Origin of the sequence: Streptosporangium sp. NPDC051022 (assembly GCF_040683035.1) — a bacterium.
GTDB lineage: Bacteria > Actinomycetota > Actinomycetes > Streptosporangiales > Streptosporangiaceae > Streptosporangium.
On sequence record NZ_JBFBCF010000010.1, the window covers coordinates 244,383 to 266,170 of the forward strand.

2 protein-coding genes are annotated in these 21,788 nt (G+C 73.8%); both read left to right on the forward strand.

The genetic code is table 11. The features are described 5' to 3' along the window. Positions 1-73: 73 nt before the first annotated feature. Complete coding sequence (locus AB0N02_RS19190) at positions 74-16,222, forward strand: type I polyketide synthase (protein ID WP_363948003.1); 16,149 nt, start codon at positions 74-76, stop codon at positions 16,220-16,222. Between the two features lie 12 nt (positions 16,223-16,234). Further along, positions 16,235-21,649 (forward strand): type I polyketide synthase, encoded by a 5,415-nt coding sequence (locus AB0N02_RS19195; RefSeq protein WP_363948006.1) that lies wholly within the window; start codon positions 16,235-16,237, stop codon positions 21,647-21,649. Positions 21,650-21,788: the final 139 nt, after the last annotated feature.

The following is a 21,788-nucleotide window of genomic DNA, read 5'->3' on the forward strand; positions in this document are numbered from 1 at the left end:
GGAGCAATGGAGTAAGCGGATGAGTGGGTCCGGAAACTTCGATTCTGAGAACGCGAACATAGCGAATGAGAAAATGACCAAGAGATCGGCGTTGATCCGGCGCCTCGAAGATCTGCCGGCCCCCGAGCAGGGCCGTGTCCTGCTCGACCTGGTGCGCGCGCAGACCCTGGCCGTGATGAGGGTCGTCCAGCCGGGCACGACCACCTCGGTCCAGGCGGAGCAGCCCTTCCAGAAAATGGGATTCGACTCGCTCGCCGCGGTCGAGCTGCAGACCCGGGTGACCGCGGTCACCGGGGTCGAGCTTCCCGTCACGGTCGCATTCGACTACCCGTCTCCGGCGGCGCTGGCCGCCTACCTGCGGGCCGAGCTGCTGGGGCTGCCGGACGAGGCCCCCGCCCCCGTCCCGGCCACGGCCGTCGAGGACGAGCCCGTCGCCATCGTCGGCATCGGCTGCCGCTACCCGGGCGGGGTGACCTCGCCGGAGGAGCTGTGGGAGCTGGTGGCCGAGGGCCGCCACGTCATCTCCGGCTTCCCCACCGACCGGGGCTGGGACCTCGAGCGGCTCTACAGCCCGGACCCGGACACCCCCGGCACGAGCTACGCCAGGGAGGGCGGCTTCCTGCCCGACGCCGCCGACTTCGACGCCGACTTCTTCGGGATCAGCCCGCGCGAGGCCCTCGCCATGGACCCGCAGCAGCGGCTGGTGCTGGAGAGCTCCTGGGAGGCGCTGGAGCGCGCCGGAATCGACCCGGCCTCGCTGCGCGGCAGCAGGGCGGCGGTGTTCATCGGCGCCGAACCCCAGGAGTACGGCGTCCGCCTGCACGAGGCCCCCGACGGCCTCGACGGCTACCTGCTGACCGGCAACGCCCCCAGCGTCGTCTCGGGACGCGTCTCCTACGCCCTCGGCCTCGAGGGACCCACCCTGACGGTGGACACGGCCTGCTCGGGCTCGCTGGTCGCGCTTCACCTGGCGGCGACGGCCCTGCGGCGCGGCGAGTGCTCGCTGGCGCTGGCCGGCGGGGTGGCGGTGATGGGCAGCCCCGGCACCTTCACCGCGTTCAGCAGGCAGCGGGGCCTGGCGGCCGACGGCCGCTGCAAGGCGTTCGCCGCCGCGGCGGACGGCACCGGCTTCGCCGAGGGCGTGGGCGTGTTCGTACTGGAGCGTCTCTCCGAGGCGCGCCGCAACGGGCACCCCGTGCTCGCCGTACTGCGCGGCTCCGCCATCAACCACGACGGCGCCTCGAACGGCCTGACCGCCCCCAACGGCCCCTCCCAGCAGCGGGTGATCCGCCACGCTCTGGTCGACGCCGGGCTGACCCCGGACGAGGTCGACGCGATCGAGGCGCACGGCACCGGCACCCGCCTCGGCGACCCGATCGAGGCGCAGGCCCTCATCGCCGCCTACGGGCAGGACCGGGACCGGCCGCTCTGGCTGGGCTCGATCAAGTCCAACATCGGCCACACCCAGGCCGCCGCGGGCTCGGCCGGTGTCATCAAGATGGTCATGGCGATGCGGCACGGCGTCCTGCCGAAGACGCTGCATGTGGACGAGCCCTCCCCGCACGTCAACTGGGCGGCGGGCGCGGTGGAACTGCTCACCGAGGCGGTGCCGTGGGAACGGGACGACCGCCCGCTGCGCGCGGGCGTGTCCTCCTTCGGGGTCAGCGGCACCAACGCGCACGTCATCATCGAGCAGGCTCCGCCGACGTCGCCCGGCGACCCCGGGCCGGAGCGGGCTCCGGCGTCCGCGATCCCCCTGGTGATCTCCGCGCGGAGCGACTCGGCGCTCAGGGCGCAGGCCCGGCGGCTGAGCGCCCACCTCGACGACAGCCCCGGACTGGACCTGACCGACGTCGGCTATTCGCTGGCCACCACCCGGGCCGCGCTGGAGCGGCGCGCCGTGGTGATCGCCGGTGACCGCGAGAACGCCCGCCTGGGCCTGGCCGCGATCACCGAGGGCGAGGGCGTGCCCGGCGTGGCCCCCGGCGAACTCGCCTTCCTCTTCACCGGCCAGGGCAGCCAGCGTCTGGCCATGGGGCGTGAGCTGTACGGAGCCTTCCCCGTCTTCGCCCGCGCGCTGGACGAGGCCGCCGGCTACCTGGACCTTCAGCTCGACCTTCCGCTGTGGGACGTGCTGTTCGCGGCGGAGGGCACGGCCGAGGCGGAGTCCCTGAGCCAGACGGCCTACACGCAGTGCGCGCTGTTCGCCGTGGAGGTGGCGCTGTTCCGGCTGCTGGAGTCCTGGGGCGTGCGTCCCGACTTCCTGGCCGGGCATTCGATCGGTGAGCTGGCCGCCGCCCACGTGGCCGGGGTTCTGACGCTGGAGGACGCGTGCGCGCTGGTCGCGGCACGCGGCCGGTTGATGCAGGAACTGCCGGAGGGCGGCGCGATGGTCGCGATCGCCGCCACCGAGGAGGACGTCGTCCCGTTCCTGACCGGCCGGGTGAGCGTCGCCGCGGTCAACGGGCCGAGCTCGGTGGTGATCTCCGGTGACGAGGACGCGGTGCTGGAGATCGCGGCCCGGTTCGAGCGGACCAAGAGGCTGCGGGTCTCGCACGCCTTCCACTCCCCGCTGATGGATCCCATGCTCGCCGAGTTCGGCCGCGTCGCACGGACGCTGGCCTACGCCGCGCCGAAGATCCCGATCGTCTCGACGGTCACCGGCGAGCCGGCCACCGCCGAGGAACTGACCTCGCCGGAGTACTGGATCCGGCACGCGCGCGAGGCCGTGCGCTTCCACGACGCGGTGCGCCTCCTGGAGGCACGGGGGGTCACCACTTTCCTGGAGCTGGGACCCGACGCCGTGCTGTCGGCGATGGGCGCCGAGTGCCTGACCGACCCGGACGCGGCCGCCTTCGTTCCGGTGCTGCGCCGCGATCGCGACGAGGTCCACGAGGTGCTGTCGGCCCTGGGCCGCCTGCACGCCCGGGGCGGGCGGGTGGACTGGCCGGCGTTCTTCGCCGGGTCCGGTGCCCACCGGGTGGACCTGCCCACCTACGCCTTCCAGCGCAAGAGGTTCTGGCTGGAGGCGCCCGTCTCGCGGGGCGAGGTGTCGGAGCTGGGACAGGTCGCGGCCGGCCACCCGTTGCTGTCCGCGGTGGTCGCCCTGCCCGGCACGGACGGCCCCGGATCCGACGGGGTGGTGCTGACCGGCCGCCTCTCGCCCGCGTCGCACCCCTGGCTGTCCGACCACGTGATCTCCGGCGTGACCGTACTGCCCGGCACGGTGTTCGTGGAGCTGGCGATCCGCGCGGGAGACGAGACAGGCTGCGCCCTGCTGGAGGAACTGACCCTTGAGGCCCCGCTGGTCCTGCCCGAGCGGGGCGGCGTCGCGCTGCAGGCCGTGGTGGGCCCCGCGGACGGAACGGGACGGCGGACGGCCGAGTTCTACGCGCGGCCCGAAGAGGAGGAGACCTGGACCAGGCACGCCTCGGGCGTGCTGAGCCCCCACGTGTCACCCGAGCCCGCCGGAGCGCTGGTCTGGCCACCGCAGGGCGCGCGGAGCGTGGACGTCGACGGTTTCTACGACGACCTCGCCGCACGGGGTTACGCCTACGGCCCCGCCTTCCGGGGACTGCGGGCGGTCTGGCGGCGCGGCGACGAGATCTTCGCCGAGGTCGCCCTGCCCGAGGGAACCGCCGCCGAGGGCTTCGGGCTGCACCCGGCCCTGCTGGACGCCGCACTGCACGCCGCGGGCGACGGACAGGACGACGGACGGGCCTGGATCCCGTTCGCGTGGACCGGGGTATCACTGCACGCCGCCGGAGCCTCCGCGCTGCGGGTGCGCATCTCGGCCGAGGGCACGGAAACCTACTCCCTCGAACTCGCCGACGCGACGGGCACGCCGGTCGCGTCAATCGGGTCGCTGGTCTCCCGCCCGGTGGCGGCCGACCGGCTGGCGGCCGGAACGCGCGGTGACGGACTGTTCCGGGTCGAGTGGCGGCCGTTCACGGGCGGTCCGATTGCCGCGCCCGCCTCGTGCGTGCTGGTCGGGGAGGACGCGTTCGGGCTGAGCGTGCTGCCGGAGGTCGCCGGCGTGCACGCCGGTCTGGCGGAGCTGGGCGAGGGCACGGCGGTGCCGGAGACGGTGCTGCTGTCGGGTCCGGCGACGCCGGGGGAGAGCGTTCCCCAGGCGGTGCGGTCGATCACGGGCCGGGTGCTGGCCCTGCTGCGGGACTGGCCGGCCGACGAGCGGTTCGCCGGTTCGAAGCTCGTCGTGGTGACCCGCGGCGCGGTCTCCACCGACGGCGAGGACATCGAGGACCTGGCCGCGGCGGCCGTTCGGGGCCTGGTGCGCTCGGCCCAGGCGGAGAACCCGGGCCGGTTCGTCCTGGTCGACCTGGACGGCAAGGGCGTGTCGCTGGAGGCGGTCCTCGCGGGCGTGAACGCCGGTGAGCCGGAGCTGGCGGTGCGCGAGGGCGAGGTGGTCGTGCCGAGGCTGGCCAGGGTCGCGGCGGGTGAGCGGATCTCGCCGTGGAGCGGGATGGGCACGGTACTGGTCACCGGCGGTACGGGTGGCCTGGGCGTGCTGGTGGCGCGGCACCTGGTGGCCGAGCACGGGGTGCGGGGTCTGGTGCTGGCCGGTCGCCGGGGCCTGGACGCTCCGGGCGCTGCCGAACTGCGGGCGGAGCTGGAGGAGCTGGGCGCGCGGGTCGAGGTCGCGGCCTGCGACGTGGCCGACCGGGAGGCACTGGCCGCGCTGCTGGCCGGCATTCCCGACCTGACCGGGGTCGTCCACGCCGCAGGGGTGCTGGACGACGGCCTGATCACCGCGCTGACCCCCGAACGACTCGACACCGTACTGCGGCCCAAGGCGGACGCCGCCTGGCACCTGCACGAACTCACCCGCCACCTGGACCTGGACGCCTTCGTGCTGTTCTCCTCCACGGCGGGGCTGGTCGACGGCGCCGGACAGGGCAACTACGCGGCGGCCAACGCCTTCCTCGACGCGCTGGCCGTCCACCGCGCCTCCCACGGACTGCCCGCCACCTCCCTCGCCTGGGGGCTGTGGACCGGGGCGGGGATGGGAGGCGAGCTGGCCGAGGCCGATCTGCGCCGCATCGACCGGCTCGGCCTGGCCCCGCTGTCACCCGCCGACAACCTCGCGCTGTTCGACGAGGCCCTCGGCACCGACGAGGCCGCGCTGGTGCCCGTCAAGGTGGATCCCGCGGCCCTCGCCGCCAGGACCGACGGGGTACCCGCGCTGCTGCGCGGCCTGGTGCGCGCCCCCGCCCGCCGTACCGCACGCACGGGCGGAGCCACCTCGGCGACGCCGTCGTTCGCGCGGGAACTGGCCGGCCTGCCCGAGGCGGAGCGCGACAGGATCGTGCTGGAATGGGTCCGCACCCACATCGCCGCCGTCCTCGGCCACGACGGATCGGACGCGATCGACCCACGTCGCGCGTTCAGCGAGATCGGCTTCGACTCGCTCGCCGCCGTCGACCTCCGCAACCGCCTCAACCAGGCGACCGGGCTGCGCCTGCCCGCGACGCTGATCTTCGACTACCCCACCCCGCAGGCACTGGCCGGACACATCCTCGCCCAGGCCTTCACCGGCGAGCGGCAGGCCGAGGCGGAAACCACCACGGTGACCGTCTCGGACGACGAGCCGATCGTGATCGTCGGAATGGCCTGCCACTACCCGGGCGGGGTCACCTCACCGGAGGACCTGTGGCGGCTGGTCGCCGAGGGAGTGGACGCGGTCTCCGGCTTCCCCGGCGACCGCGGCTGGGACGTCGACGGACTGTACGACCCGGAGCCCGGAAAGTCCGGTAAGAGCTACGCCCGCGAGGGCGGCTTCCTCTACGACGCGGCGGAGTTCGACCCGGACTTCTTCGGGATCAGCCCGCGCGAGGCACAGGCCATGGACCCGCAGCAGCGACTGCTGCTGGAGACCTCGTGGGAGGCACTGGAGCGCGCCGGAATCGATCCCGCGTCGGTCAGGGGCAGCGCGACGGGCGTCTTCGCCGGAGTGATGTACCACGACTGGGGAACCCGCCTGGGGCAGGTCCCCGAGGACGTGGCGGGCTACCTCGGCAACGGGAGCCTGGCCAGCGTCGTGTCGGGCCGGGTGGCCTACGCGCTGGGCCTGGAGGGCCCGGCGGTGACGGTGGACACGGCCTGCTCGTCGTCGCTGGTCGCGATGCACTGGGCCATGCAGGCGCTGCGCCGGGGCGAGTGCTCGCTCGCGCTGGCCGGAGGCGTGACCGTGATGTCGACCCCGGACACGTTCGTCGACTTCAGCAGGCAGCGCGGCCTGGCGGCCGACGGCCGCTGCAAGTCGTTCGCCGCGGCGGCCGACGGCACCGGCTGGGGCGAGGGCGTCGGCGTGCTGGTGCTGGAGCGCCTGTCCGACGCCCGCCGCAACGGCCACACGGTGCTGGCCGTGGTGCGCGGTTCGGCGGTCAACCAGGACGGCGCCTCGAACGGCCTGACCGCGCCGAACGGCCCCTCCCAGCAGCGGGTGATCCGCCAGGCGCTGACCGGAGCCGGGCTCACCCCGGCCGACGTCGACGCCGTGGAAGGACACGGGACCGGGACCACGCTGGGCGACCCGATCGAGGCGCAGGCGCTGATCGCCACCTATGGGCAGGACCGGGAGCGGCCGCTCTGGCTGGGGTCGGTGAAGTCGAATCTGGGGCACACGCAGGCCGCCGCGGGTGTGGCGGGTGTGATCAAGATGGTGGAGGCGATGCGGCACGGTGTGCTGCCGAAGACGTTGCACGTGGACGAGCCGTCGCCGCAGGTGGACTGGTCGGCCGGGGCCGTGGAACTGCTGGCCGAGCCGGTGGAGTGGCCGCGTAACGGTCATCCGCGCCGGGCGGGGGTGTCCTCCTTCGGGATCAGCGGCACCAACGCCCACGTCATCATCGAGGAGGCCCCAGAGATCGGAGACCGGGGCGAGCCGGCCACGGCGCCGGTTCCCGAGGTGGTGCCGCTGGTGATCTCGGCCAGGAGCGCGGAGGCGCTGCGGGCCCAGGCCGAACGCCTGGATGTTCTGCTGGAGACCGACCCCGACCTGCGTCCGGTGGACGTCGGGTATTCGCTGGTGGTGTCGCGGGCGGTGCTGGATCACCGTGCGGTGGTGGTGGGTGCCGACCGTGAGGAGCTGGTGCGGGGGTTGCGTGCGCTGGCCGGGGGGAGTGGGCTGCCGGGGCCGGTGGAGGGCGGTGGCCGTACGGCGGTGCTGTTCACCGGTCAGGGCAGTCAGCGTCTGGGGATGGGCCGGGAGCTGCACGCGGCCTTCCCGGTCTTCGCGCGGGCGTTCGACGAGGTCGTGGCGCGGCTGGATGCTCACCTGGAGCGTCCGCTGGCCGAGGTGATCTCCGGCGACGCCGAACTGCTGAGCCAGACGGCCTATACGCAGTGCGCGTTGTTCGCGGTGGAGGTGGCGCTGTTCCGGCTGGCCGAGTCCTGGGGTGTCAGGCCGGACTTTCTGGCGGGGCATTCGATCGGTGAGCTGGCCGCCGCCCACGTGGCGGGGGTGCTGTCGCTGGAGGACGCCTGCGCCCTGGTGGCGGCACGCGGCCGGTTGATGCAGGCCCTGCCGGAGGGTGGGGCGATGGTGGCGATCGCCGCACCCGAGGAGGACGTCGTCCCGTTCCTGACCGGCCGGGTGAGCGTCGCGGCGGTCAACGGGCCGACGTCGGTGGTGATCTCCGGTGACGAGGACGCGGTGCTGGAGATCGCGGCCCGGTTCGAGCGGACGAAGCGGTTGCGGGTCTCGCACGCCTTCCACTCCCCGCTGATGGACCCCATGCTGGCCGACTTCCGCCGTGTCGCCGAGGGACTGTCGTATGGGGCGCCGAAGATCCCGGTGGTCTCCAACGTCACCGGCCAGCTCGTTGAGACCTTCTCGGCCGGCTACTGGGTCGAGCACGTCCGCCAGGCGGTGCGGTTCTGTGACGGGGTGCGGTTCCTGGAGGGTCAGGGGGTCGCCACGTTCCTGGAGCTGGGGCCGGATGCGGTGTTGTCGGCCATGGGTGCCGAGTGTCTGGCCGATCCGGACGCGGCCGCCTTCGTTCCGGTGCTGCGCCGCGATCGCGACGAGGCCCGTGAGGTGTTGTCGGCCCTGGGCCGCCTGCACGCCCGGGGTGGGCGGGTGGACTGGCCGGCGTTCTTCGCCGGGTCCGGTGCCCGCCGGGTGGACCTGCCCACCTACGCCTTCCAGCACAGGCACTACTGGCTGGAGGCGTCGGCCTCGGCGGGCGACGCCTCCGAGTTCGGCCAGGTGGCCACCGACCACCCGCTGCTGTCGGCGGTGGTGACGCTGCCGGGTTCGGGCGGGGCGGTGCTGACGGGCCGCCTGTCGAACCGGTCGCACCCCTGGCTCGCCGACCACGACGTCCTCGGCCGCGTGCTGCTGCCGGGCACCGCGTTCGTGGAAATGGCGATCCGGGCGGGAGACCAGGTCGGCTGCGACCTGCTGGAGGAGCTGACGCTGGAGGCGCCGCTGGTGCTCCCGGAGCGGGGCGGCGTCGCGCTGCGGGTCGTGGTGGGCGCGCCCGACGGATCGGGCGCCTGCGCGGTGAACGTGTACTCGCGGCCCGAGGGCGCGGCGGACGACGTCTGGACCCGCCACGCCGGTGGCGTGGTACGGCCCGCTGCCGGCAGAGCACAGCGGGAAGCGGCCGAGCTGACGGAGTGGCCGCCGCGAGGGGCACAGGCCGTCGAGCTGGACGGCCCCTACGAGAAACTGCTGGCCAGGGGCTACGCCTACGGTCCGGTGTTCCAGGGACTGCGGGCGGCCTGGCGGCGCGGCGACGAGGTGTTCGCCGAGGTGGCCCTGCCCGAGCAGGCCAGGGCGGACGCGGCCCTGTTCGGCCTGCACCCGGCACTGCTGGACGCGGCCATGCACGCGGACCTGCTCGCCGAGCAGGGGGAGACGCTGCTGCCGTTCGTGTGGACCGGGGTCAGGCTGCACGCCGTCGGCGCCTCCGCGCTGCGGGTCAGAATTCAGCGGGTGAAGGGCGACGAGGTCTCCTCGATCGTGGTCGCCGACTCGACGGGCGCGCCGGTCGCGTCGGTGGAGACGCTGGTGTCGCGCCCCGTCTCCGCGGAGCAGCTCCACGCGGCCGGTGGCGGACGCCACGAGTCGCTGCTCAAGGTGGAGTGGGTGGCGCCGTCGCCGTACGCCGGAGCGTCGCCTTCGTGGGCGGAGCTGGACCTCGACGCGGACGGACGGCCCGAAAACGCGCTGGCCGAACTCGCCGCCGGTACGGCCGTGCCGGAGGTGGTGCTCTTCGCCGACCGGTCCGAGGCCGACGACGACGTTCCCGGGGCCGTCAGAAGGACGACGAACCGCGTCCTCACCGTTTTGCAGGCATGGCTGGCCGACGAGCGGTTCGCCGGGTCGAAGCTGGCGGTCGTGACCCGGGGCGCGGTCTCGGTCGTGGGCGAGGACGTCACCGACCTGGCCGGTGCCGCCGTGTGGGGCCTGGTCCGGGCGGCCAAGGAGGAGAACCCCGGCCGGTTCGTCCTGGTGGACCTGGACGAGCACGCCCTGCCGGTCGAGGACGTGCTCGCCGGGATCGCCGCCGGAGAGTCCGAGCTGGCGGTGGTCGAAGGCAGGCTCGTCGTGCCGAGGCTGGCCAGGGCGGCGGTGCGGGAACGGACCTCGCCGTGGAGCGGGGCGGGCACGGTGCTGGTCACCGGCGGCACCGGCGGTCTGGGTGCGCTGGTGGCGCGGCACCTGGTGGCCGAGCACGGGGTGCGGGGTCTGGTGCTGGCCGGTCGCCGGGGCCTGGAGGCTCCGGGTGCGGCCGAGTTGCGGGCGGAGCTGGAGGAACTGGGCGCGCGGGTCGAGATCGCGGCCTGCGACGTGGCCGACCGTCAGGCGCTGGCCGCCCTGCTGGCCGGCATCCCCGACCTGACCGGGGTCGTCCACGCCGCTGCGGTGGTCGACAGCGCCCTGGTCGGCTCCCTGACCGGGGAACAGCTCGACAAGGTGCTGAGGCCCAAGGTCGACGCGGCCTGGCACCTGCACGAGCTCACCCGCGACCTGGACCTGACCGCGTTCGTCCTGTTCTCCTCCGCCGCCGGAATGGTGGTCGGCGCGGGGCAGGCCAACTACGCGGCGGCCAACACGTTCCTGGACGCGCTGGCCGTACACCGTGCCGCGGGGGACCTGCCCGCGACATCCCTGGCGTACGGGATGTGGGCCGAGAACACCGGCCTCGGCGGTGAGCTGAGCGGGGCGGACCTGCAGCGGATGAACCGCCTGGGGCTGCCCGCGCTGTCCGCCGCCGAGGGACTCGCCCTGTTCGACGCGGCGCTGGCCGGGGACGAACCGGTGCTCGCCCCGCTCCGGCTCGACCTCGCGGCACTGCGATCGAGGGCCGACGAGATCCCGGCCCTGCTCCGCGGTCTGGTCCGCGTTCCCGCCCGGCGAGTGGCGCGGGCAGACGAGTCTCCCGGGGCCTCCGAGCTCCTGCGGCGGCTCGCCGGTCTGCCCGAGACCGAGCGCGACCGGGAGCTGCTGGACCTGGTGCGCTCGCACGTCGCCGCCGTGCTCGGCCACGACGGGATGGACGCCGTGGCCCCCGGACGGGCCTTCAAGGAGCTGGGATTCGACTCCCTGGCCGCGGTGGAACTGCGCAACGTGCTGGGCACGGCCACCGGGCTGCGCCTGCCGGCCACGCTCGTCTTCGACTACCCCACCTCCCTCGCGGTCGCGGAGTACGTGTGGGAGCGGCTGGCCGGGGTGGAGGCTCCCGCACCGGTCGCCGCCGCCCCCGCGGCGCAGACCGACGAGGCGATCGCGATCGTGGGCATGGCGTGCCGCTATCCGGGAGGCGTGTCCTCCCCGGAGGACCTGTGGCGACTGGTCGCCGAAGGAGGCGACGCGGTCCTGTCGTTCCCCACGGACCGTGGCTGGGACGTCGAGGGCCTGTACGACCCGGAGCCGGGTGTGCCGGGCAAGACTTACGCGCGTGAGGGCGGGTTCCTCTACGGCTCCGCCGACTTCGACCCGGACTTCTTCGGGATCAGCCCACGCGAGGCACTCGCCATGGACCCGCAGCAGCGGCTGGTGCTGGAGGCCTCGTGGGAGGCGCTGGAGCACGCGGGCATCGCCCCGGCCTCGGTGCGGGGCAGCAGGACGGGCGTGTTCGCCGGGGTCATGTACAACGACTACGGCACCCGTCTGCGCCAGGTCCCCGAGGACGTGGCCGGATACGTCGGCAACGGCAGCGCGGGCAGCATCGTGTCGGGCCGGGTGGCCTACACCTTCGGCCTGGAGGGCCCGGCGGTGACGGTGGACACGGCCTGCTCGTCGTCGCTGGTCGCGATGCACCTGGCGGCCCAGGCGCTGCGTCAGGGCGAGTGCTCGCTGGCGCTGGCGGGCGGTGTCACCGTGATGTCGACGCCCGACATCTTCCTGGAGTTCAGCCTGCAACGAGGTCTGGCGCCCGACGGCCGATGCAAGCCGTTCGCCGCGGCGGCCGACGGCACCGGCTGGGGCGAGGGCGTCGGCATGCTGGTGCTGGAGCGCCTGTCCGACGCCCAGCGCAACGGCCACACCGTGCTGGCCGTGGTACGCGGTTCGGCGATCAACCAGGACGGCGCCTCGAACGGCCTGACCGCGCCCAACGGCCCCTCCCAGCAGCGGGTGATCCGCCAGGCGCTGGCCGGTGCCGGACTCACCCCCGCCGACATCGACGCCGTCGAGGCGCACGGCACCGGTACCCGTCTCGGCGACCCGATCGAGGCGCAGGCGGTGATCGCGACCTATGGGCAGGAGCGGGACCGGCCGCTCTGGCTGGGCTCGATCAAGTCCAACATCGGCCACACCCAGGCCGCGGCCGGGGTCAGCGGCGTCATCAAGATGGTCATGGCGCTGCGAAACGAGCTGCTGCCCAGGACGCTGCACGTGGACGAGCCCTCTCCCCACGTCGACTGGTCGGCGGGGAACGTGCGGCTGCTGACCGAGCCAGTCGGCTGGGCGCAGAACGGCCACCCCCGCCGCGCGGGCGTGTCGTCGTTCGGGCTCAGCGGGACCAACGCTCACGTGATCATCGAGCAGGCCCCCGAGGCTCCGAAGCCGGACCTGCCGTCGGTGCGCGGCGTCGTCCCGTGGACGATCTCCGGCAGGAGCGCCCAGGCGCTGCGCGCGCAGGCCGAGCGGCTGCTGGAGTACGTCGAGGAGCGGCCCGAGCTGGACGTGCTGGACGTCGGCTACTCGCTGGTGACGTCCCGGTCGGCGCTGGAGCACCGCGCCACGGTGGTCGCCGCCGATCGGCAGGAGGCACTGAACGGCCTGCGCGCGGTCGCCGAGGCGACGGAGGCCTCCACCCGCGCCGAGGGACGGACGGCGGTGCTGTTCACCGGTCAGGGCAGTCAGCGTCTGGGGATGGGCCGGGAGCTGCACGCGGCCTTCCCGGTCTTCGCGCGGGCGTTCGACGAGGTGGTGGCGCGGCTGGATGCTCATCTGGAGCGTCCGCTGGCCGAGGTGATCGCTGAGGACGCCGAACTGCTGAGCCAGACGGCCTATACGCAGTGCGCGTTGTTCGCGGTGGAGGTGGCGCTGTTCCGGCTGGTGGAGTCGTGGGGTGTGCGTCCCGATTTCCTGGCGGGGCATTCGATCGGTGAGCTGGCCGCCGCGCATGTGGCGGGGGTGTTGTCGCTGGAGGACGCGTGCGCGCTGGTGGCAGCGCGTGGCCGGTTGATGCAGGCCCTTCCGGAGGGTGGGGCGATGGTCGCGGTCGCCGCACCCGAAGAGGACGTCGTCCCGTTCCTGACCGGCCGGGTGAGCGTCGCGGCGGTCAACGGTCCGGGGTCGGTGGTGATCTCCGGTGACGAGGACGCGGTGGCCGAGATCGCGGCGCGGTTCGAGCGGACGAAGCGGTTGCGGGTCTCGCACGCCTTCCACTCGCCGCTGATGGATCCGATGCTGGCCGAGTTCCGGCGGGTGGCCGAGGGACTGTCGTATGGGGCGCCGAAGATTCCGGTGGTCTCCAATGTCACCGGGCGGCTCGTTGAGGACTTCTCGGCCGGCTACTGGGTCGAGCACGTCCGTCAGGCGGTGCGGTTCTGTGACGGGGTGCGGTTCCTGGAGGGTCAGGGGGTCGCCACGTTCTTGGAGTTGGGGCCGGATGCGGTGTTGTCGGCGATGGGTGCCGAGTGCCTGGCCGATCCGGACGCGGCCGCCTTCGTTCCGGTGCTGCGCCGTGACCGTGACGAGGCCCGTGAGGTGCTGTCGGCCCTGGGGCGTGTGCACGCCCGGGGTGGCCGGGTGGACTGGGCGGCGTTCTTCACCGGCTCCGGTGCCCGCCGGGTGGACCTGCCCACCTACGCCTTCCAGCGCAAGAGGTACTGGCTGGACGTGCCGGTGGCCGTACCGGGTGAGCCGTCCGGGCTGGGCCAGAGCCCGGCGAACCACCCGCTGCTGTCGGCGGTGGTGGCGCTGCCCGGCTCGGACGGAGTCGTGGTGACGGGCCGGCTGTCGGTGGAGACCCACCCCTGGCTCGCCGACCACGACGTGCTGGGCGTGGTCGTGCTTCCCGGCACCGGATACGTGGAGCTGGCGATGCGCGCCGGTGACGAGGTCGGCTGCGACCTGCTGGAGGAGCTCACCATCGAGGCCGTCATGCCGCTGCCCCCGAGCGGCGGAGTGGCGATCCAGGTCGCGGTCGAGGCGGCCGACGAGTCGGGAAGGCGGTCGTTCACGGTCCACTCCCGCTGGGAGGAGGTCTCGGCGCACGCGCCGTGGACGCTGCACGCCACCGGCGTGCTGGCCACCGGCGCCAAGCCCCCCGTGACGATGGAGTCGCTCGGCATCGACACCTGGCCGCCGAGGGACGCCGAGAGCGTGGACATCTCCAACGTCTACGAGTATCTCTCCAGCCAGGGCTACGGCTACGGCCCGATGTTCATGGGCCTGAAGAAGGTGTGGCGGCGCGGCAACGAGATCTTCGCCGAGGTCTCGCTGCCCGAGGAGGCCAAGTCCGACGCGAGCCACTTCGGGCTCCACCCCTCCCTGCTGGACGCCGCGCTGAGCGCCACCGACTTCCTCGACGAGGCCGGTCCCGAGGCGACCGGGGGCACGCAGCTCCCCTTCGCCTGGGAGCGGGTCTCTCTGCACGCCGCGGGCTCGTCGTCGCTGCGGGTGCGGATCGTCTCGGCGCGCAGGGACCCGGCGGCGCACTCGCACGCGTGCTCGCTGGACCTGGTCGACGCCACGACGGGCATCCCGGTGGCCTCGGTGGAGTCGCTGGTGGTGCGGGCGGTCACCGCGGAGAAGGTCAACGCCGCCGCCGTCGCGGGCAGCGGGCAGCGGGAGTCGCTGTTCCACGTCGAGTGGAGCGCGCTCGCCGCGCCCGCCTCCGTGCCGGCTCCCGCCGCGGGCGCCTGGGCGGTCGCCGGCGCCGACGAACACGGCCTGGCCGGAACGCTCGGCGCGGGTGTCCTGCGTCTGCCCGACCTGGCCGCACCGGGCACGGCACGGCCCGACGTGGTGGTCCTCCCCGTCGAGGGCGCCGGAGCCGAGACTCTCCCCGCCTCGGCGCGGACCGTCACGAACAAGGTGCTCGACGCGCTGCGGGCCTGGCTGGGCGACGACCGGTTCGCCGGTGGACGTCTGATCGTGGTGACCCGCGACGCGGCCGCCGTACGGCCGGGCGAGCACGTCGATCCGGACCAGGCGCCGGTGTGGGGTCTGGTGCGCTCGGCCCAGGAGGAGAACCCGGGCCGGATCGTGCTGGTCGACCTGCCCGGCTCGGCGGGGACGGCCGGATCGCCGCTACCCGCGGCGCTGGCCTCCGGCGAGCCGGAGATCGCGGTGCGGGACGGCGGACTCCTCGTGCCGAGGCTGGTGAAGGCGGCCTCCGGCGCGCCCGCCGCACCCGGTACGGACAAGGCCTCCCCGTGGAGCCCGACCGGCACCGTGCTGATCACCGGCGGCACGAGCGGCCTGGGCGCCGTGATCGCCCGGCACCTGGTCGCCGAGCACGGGGTCCGGCACCTGGTGCTGACCAGCAGGCGGGGCCTGGCCGCGCCGGGGGCGGTGGAACTCCACGCCGAGCTGACCGAGCTGGGTGCGGGCGTCACCGTGGCCGCGTGCGACGTGGCCGACCGGCGGGCGCTGGCGGGCCTGCTCTCCGAGATCCCCGCCGAGCATCCGCTGTCCGGTGTGGTGCACGCGGCGGGCGTGATGGACAACGCGCTGGTCGGGGCGCTGACGCCCGAACAGGTCGGCGCGGTCTTCGGGCCGAAGGTGGACGCCGCCTGGCACCTGCACGAGCTGACCCGCGACCTGAACCTGGACGCCTTCGTACTGTTCTCCTCCGTGGCGGGCATGGTCGTCGGCGCCGGGCAGGCCAACTACGCGGCGGCGAACCGCTTCCTGGACGCGCTCGCCGTCAACCGCGGGGCACAGGGCCTCGCGGCGACCTCGCTCGCCTTCGGCCTGTGGACCGTGAAGACCGGCCTGGGCGGCGGCGTCGTCGAGGCCGACCTGCAGCGGATGAAGCGGCTGGGGATGCCGGCCATGTCGCCCGCGGAGGGCCTGGCGCTGTTCGACGAGGCGCTGCGCGTCGGCGAGGCCGTACAGGTGCTGACCCGGCTGGAACCGGCGGCGCTGCGGTCGTCGTCCGACGAGGTTCCCGCGCTGCTGCGCGGAGTGGCCCCCGCGGCCGCCCGCCAGACGGTGAGCGCGACCACCAGGCGCGGCGTGCCCGCCGGCGGCGCCGTCTCCGACTCGGCGGCGCTGGAACGGCGGCTGGCCGGACTGTCCGAGACCGAGCGCGACGGCGTCCTGCTGGATCTGGTGCGCACCCATGTCGCGGCCGTACGCCACGACGACCCCGGAGCCATCGAACCCGGCAGGGGCTTCACCGAGCTGGGACTCGACTCGCTGGCCGCGATCGAACTCCGCAACCGGCTCGGCGCGGCGACCGGGCTCAGGCTGCCCGCCACCCTCATGTTCGACTACCCCACACCTGCCGCACTGGCCGCCTTCCTCCTGGCCGAGCTGCTCCCGGACCTGGGACCCGCTCCCACCGTCGACCCGGAGGAGGCGTCGATCCGCAAGACGCTGGAGGAGATCCCGCTGGCCCGGATGCGCGAGGCCGGGCTGCTGGACGCGCTGCTCCGGCTCGCGGCGGCCCCCGACGACAGCCAGCCGACCGAACACGGCGCGGACCAGAGTGACGCGATCAAGGCGATGGACATCGACGATCTCGTACGGGCCGCCCTCGCGCACAGTGACTCCGACCCGACCAGGTGATGGGAACCTACCGTGGACACGTCTGTCGAGAAGATCGTCGAGGCCCTGCGCCAGTCCCTGCTGGAGAACGAGCGCCTGCGCCAGCAGAACGGGCGGCTCACCGCGGCGGCCACCGAACCGATCGCGATCGTGGGAATGGCCTGCCAGTATCCGGGAGGCGTGAGCTCGCCGGAGGATCTCTGGCGGCTGGTGATGGCGGGAACCGACGCGGTCTCGCCGTTCCCCAGGGACCGCGGCTGGGACGTCGAGGGGGTCTATGACCCGGAGCCGGGCGCGCCGGGCAAGACCTATGCCAAGGAGGGGGGCTTCCTCCACGACGCGGCGGAGTTCGACCCGGACTTCTTCGGGATCAGCCCCCGTGAGGCGCTGGCCATGGACCCGCAGCAGCGGCTGCTGCTGCAGACGTCCTGGGAGGCGCTGGAGAGTGCGGGAATCGACCCGGCCACGGTGCGCGGCAGCCGTACCGGGGTGTTCGCCGGGGTGATGTACCACGACTACGGGGTGGGCAGCAGCGACGGCAGCCTGGTCACCGGGCGGGTCGCCTACACGCTCGGCCTGGAGGGTCCGGCGGTGACGGTGGACACGGCCTGCTCGTCCTCACTGGTCTCGCTGCACCTGGCGGTGACGGCGCTGCGCAAGGGGGAGTGCTCCCTGGCGCTCGCCGGCGGCGTGACCGTGATGGCGACCCCCGAGATGTTCGTCTACTTCAGCGGCCAGCGGGGCATGGCCGCCGACGGCCGCTGCAAGTCGTTCTCCGCCGACGCCGACGGCACCGGATGCTCCGAGGGTGTGGGTGTGCTGGTGCTGGAGCGTCTGTCGGACGCCCGGCGCAACGGTCACCGGGTGCTGGCCGTGGTGCGCGGTTCGGCGATCAACCAGGACGGTGCCAGCAGCGGCATGACGGCGCCGAACGGCCCGTCCCAGCAGCGGGTGATCCGCCAGGCGCTCGCCTCGGCGGGACTGGCTCCGGTCGAGGTGGACGTCGTCGAGGCGCATGGCACCGGAACCCGTCTCGGTGACCCGATCGAGGCGCAGGCGGTGATCGCCGCCTACGGGCAGGAGCGGGAGCGGCCGCTCTGGCTGGGTTCGCTGAAGTCGAACCTGGGTCACACCCAGGCCGCCGCGGGTGTCGGCGGCGTGATCAAGATGGTGCTCGCGATACGGAACGGCATGCTTCCCAAGACGATCCATCTGGGTGAGCGCACCCCGCAGGTGGACTGGTCGGCCGGGGCCGTGGAGCTGCTGACCGAGCCGGTCGCGTGGCCGGTCACCGGCCGTCCCCGCCGGGCGGGGGTGTCCTCCTTCGGCATCAGCGGCACCAACGCCCACGTGATCGTCGAGCAGGCGCCCGAGGAGCCCGCGTCACAGGACGGGGCGGAGCCCGCCGTTCTTCCTCCGGTGGTGCCGCTGGTGATCTCGGCCAGAAGCGCGGAGGCGCTGCGGGCCCAGGCCGATCGCCTGCGCTCCCTGCTGGAGACCGACACGGAGCCGCGTCCCGTCGACGTGGGCTTCTCACTGGTGACGACCAGGGCCACGCTGGAGCACCGCGCCACGGTGGTCGCCGGTGATCGGCAGGAGTCGCTGGACGGCCTGCGCGCGGTCGCCGAGAGCCCGTCGGCCCCCGCCCGCTCCGGAGGCCGTACGGCGGTGCTGTTCACCGGTCAGGGCAGTCAGCGTCTGGGGATGGGCCGGGAGCTGCACGCGGCCTTCCCGGTCTTCGCCGGGGCGTTCGACGAGGTCGTGGCGCGGCTGGACGTTCACCTGGAGCGTCCGCTGGCCGAGGTGATCGCCGAGGACGCCGAACTGCTGAGCCAGACGGCCTACACGCAGTGCGCGTTGTTCGCGGTGGAGGTGGCGCTGTTCCGGCTGGCCGAGTCCTGGGGTGTCAGGCCGGACTTCCTGGCGGGGCATTCGATCGGTGAGCTGGCCGCCGCCCACGTGGCCGGGGTCCTGACGCTGGAGGACGCGTGCGCGCTGGTCGCGGCACGCGGCCGGTTGATGCAGGCCCTTCCGGAAGGCGGCGCGATGGTCGCCGTCGCCGCCACCGAGGAGGAGGTCCTTCCCCTGCTCACCGGCCGGGTGAGCATCGCCGCCGTCAACGGGCCGACGTCGGTGGTGATCTCCGGTGACGAGGGCGAGGTGCTGGAGATCGCGGCGCGGTTCGAGCGGACGAAGCGGCTGCGGGTCTCGCACGCCTTCCACTCCCCGCTGATGGACCCGATGCTGGCCGATTTCCGTGAGGTGGCCGAAGGTCTGGTCTACGCCCCGCCGAAGATCCCGGTGGTCTCCAACGTCACCGGGCGGCTCGTTGAGACCTTCTCGGCCGGCTACTGGGTCGAGCACGTGCGGGAGGCCGTCCGCTTCTACGACGGGGTGCGGTTCCTGGAGGGCCAGGGGGTCGCCACGTTCCTGGAGCTGGGGCCGGATGCGGTGCTGTCGGCCATGGGTGCCGAGTGCCTGGCCGATCCGGACGCGGCCGCCTTCGTTCCGGTGCTGCGCCGCGACCGTGACGAGGCCCGTGAGGTGTTGTCGGCCCTGGGGCGTGTGCACGCCCGGGGCGGGCGGGTGGACTGGCCGGCGTTCTTCACCGGGGCGGGAGCCCGCCGGGTGGACCTGCCGACCTACGCCTTCCAGCGCAAGAGGTACTGGCTGGAGGCGCCCGCCGTACGCGGGGACGTGACGGCGGCGGGCCTGGCCGCGGCGAACCACCCGCTGCTGTCGGCGGTGGTGGCGCTGCCCGGCTCGGACGGGGTGGTGCTGACGGGCCGCCTGTCGGTGGAGACCCACCCCTGGCTCGCCGACCACGACGTCCTCGGCAGCGTGCTGCTGCCGGGCACCGCGTTCGTGGAACTGGCGATCCGGGCGGGCGACGAGGCCGGCTGCGCCGTGGTCGAGGAGCTGACGCTGGAGGCGCCGCTGGTGCTCCCGGAGCGGGGCGGCGTCACGATACGGGTCGAGGTGGGAGCGGGAGACCAGGCGGGACGACGCTCGGTCGAGGTGTACTCGCACCCGGGAGAGGCGGCCTCGGAAGGCACGTGGACCCGGCACGCGCGGGGCGTCCTGACGGCGGATCGGCCCGAGGTCTCGTACGGCCTGGCCGAGTGGCCCCCGGCCGGCGCGACCCCGGTGGACGTGGCAGGAGCCTACGAACGGCTGGCAGACCAGGGATACGACTACGGCCCGGTGTTCAGGGGCCTGCGGGCGGTATGGCGGAACGGCGACGAGATCTTCGCAGAGGTCGCGCTTCCCGAGGGAACCGAGGTGGACGGGTTCGGCCTGCACCCGGCGCTGCTGGACGCGGCGCTGCACGCCGACCTGCTCGCCGGGGACGACCGGGGGCGGACGCTTCTTCCCTTCGCCTGGACCGATGTCTCGCTGTACGCCGCGGGAGCCTCGGCGCTGCGGGTACGGATCTCCGGGGTCGGCTCGGAGAGGCTGTCCCTGGAGGTCGCCGACGAGGTGGGCGCGCCGGTCGCGTCGGTCGGGTCGCTGGTCTCCCGCCCGGTGGCGGCCGACCGGCTGGCGGCCGGAACGCGCGGTGACGGACTGTTCCGGGTCGAGTGGCGGTCGTTCGCGGGCGGTCCGGTTGTCGCGCCCGTCTCGTGCGTGCTGGTCGGGGAGGACGCGTTCGGGCTGAGCGTGCTGCCGGAGGTCGCCGGCGTGCACGCCGGTCTGGCGGAGCTGGGCGAGGATACGGCGCCGCCGGACGTGGTGCTCCTGCCGGGCCTGTCCGGAAGCGGCGGCGACACCCCCGAGGCCGTCCGGTCGGCCACCCACCGGATGCTGGCCCTGTCCCAGGAGTGGCTGGCCGACGAGCGGTTCGCCGGTTCGAAGCTCGTCGTGGTGACCCGGGGCGCGGTCTCCGCCGTAGGTGAGGACGTGGACGACCTGGCCGGGGCCGCCGTGTGGGGTCTGGTCCGGGCGGCACAGGAGGAGAGTCCCGGCCGGTTCGTCCTGGTCGACCTGGACGAGCGTGGCCTTTCCCTGGACGTGGTGCTCTCCGGGATCGCCGCCGGGGAGGCCCAGCTGGCGGTTCGCGAGGGTGGGCTCCGGGTGCCGCGCCTGGTCCGGGTGACCGCGGATACGGTGGACGTGGCGGCCGGTCCGGTCTGGGGCGCGGGTGCGGTGCTGATCACCGGCGGTACGGGTGGCCTGGGTGCGCTGGTCGCCCGGCACCTGGTGGCCGAGCACGGGGTGCGGGGTCTGGTGCTGGCCGGTCGCCGGGGCCTGGACGCTCCGGGCGCCGCCGAACTGCGCGTGGAGCTGGAGGGACTGGGCGCGCGGGTCGAGGTCGCGGCGTGCGACGTGGCCGACCGGGAGGCGCTGGCCGCCCTGCTGGCCGGCATCCCCGACCTGACCGGGGTCGTCCACGCCGCAGGGGTGCTGGACGACGGTGTGATCGCCTCCCTCACCGCCGAACGACTGGACACCGTACTGCGGCCCAAGGCGGACGCCGCCTGGCACCTGCACGAACTCACCCGAGACCTGGACCTGACCGCGTTCGTGCTGTTCTCCTCGGTCGCCGGAGTCCTGGGCGCCCCCGGGCAGGCCAACTACGGTGCGGCCAACGCCTTCCTCGACGCGCTGGCCGTCCACCGCGCCTCCCACGGACTGGCCGCCACCTCCCTGGCCTGGGGCCTGTGGACCGAGGCCGGAATGGGCGGCGAGCTGACGGAGGCCGACGTGGCGCGGATGGCGCGATCCGGCCTGGCCGGTCTGTCCTCGGCGGAGGGACTGGTCCTGCTGGACGCGGCACGTGCCGCCGCCGAGCCGTTCCTGGTGCCGATGCGGCTGGACGCCGCGGGACTGCGCGCGCAGGGCGAGTCCCTGCCGCCGCTCTTCCGCGAGCTGGTACGCGTTCCCGCCAGGCGCGCGGCCGCCGCCGGCGGCGCGGTCCCGGCAGGGCCGTCACTGGAGCAGCTGCTGACGGGGGTGCCGGAGAACGAGCGGGACCGCGTCCTGCTGACCCTCGTCCGCACGCATGTCGCCGCGGTGCTCGGCCACGGCGGACCGGAGTCCGTGGGGCCGGAGAAGGGCTTCCTGGAGCTCGGCCTGGACTCCCTGGCCGCGCTGGAGCTGCGCAACCGGCTGGGCGGGGTCACGGGCCGGCGTCTGCCCGCCACGCTGATTTTCGACTACCCGACACCGCTCGCGATCGCGGAGTACTTCCGGGCGGAGCTGGCGGGGGAGAAGGCGGGCCCCTCGCTGGACGAGGAACTGGCCAAGCTGGAGTCCGCACTGGCCGAGGCGACGCCGGACGAGGCCGAGTACACCAGGATCGGGGCCAGGCTCAGGGGACTGGCCACGAAGTGGGCGGAGATCCACCGGCCCGTGGACGAGGCCGACGCCGAGCGGGAACTGAAGGAGGCGACCGCCAGCGAGCTGTTCGACATGCTCGACAACGAGCTTGAGACATCGGACCAGTAATCGGACTCACCCCCACGCGAAACACGGGAAACGGAAGACGCCCACCCGCCGGACACGACGCCCGTGACGGCGAACACGGCGACGGCCAGCGCGCCGACCAGGGAGGCGAGGGACAGGCCGACGAGCCAGGGGTTGGTGG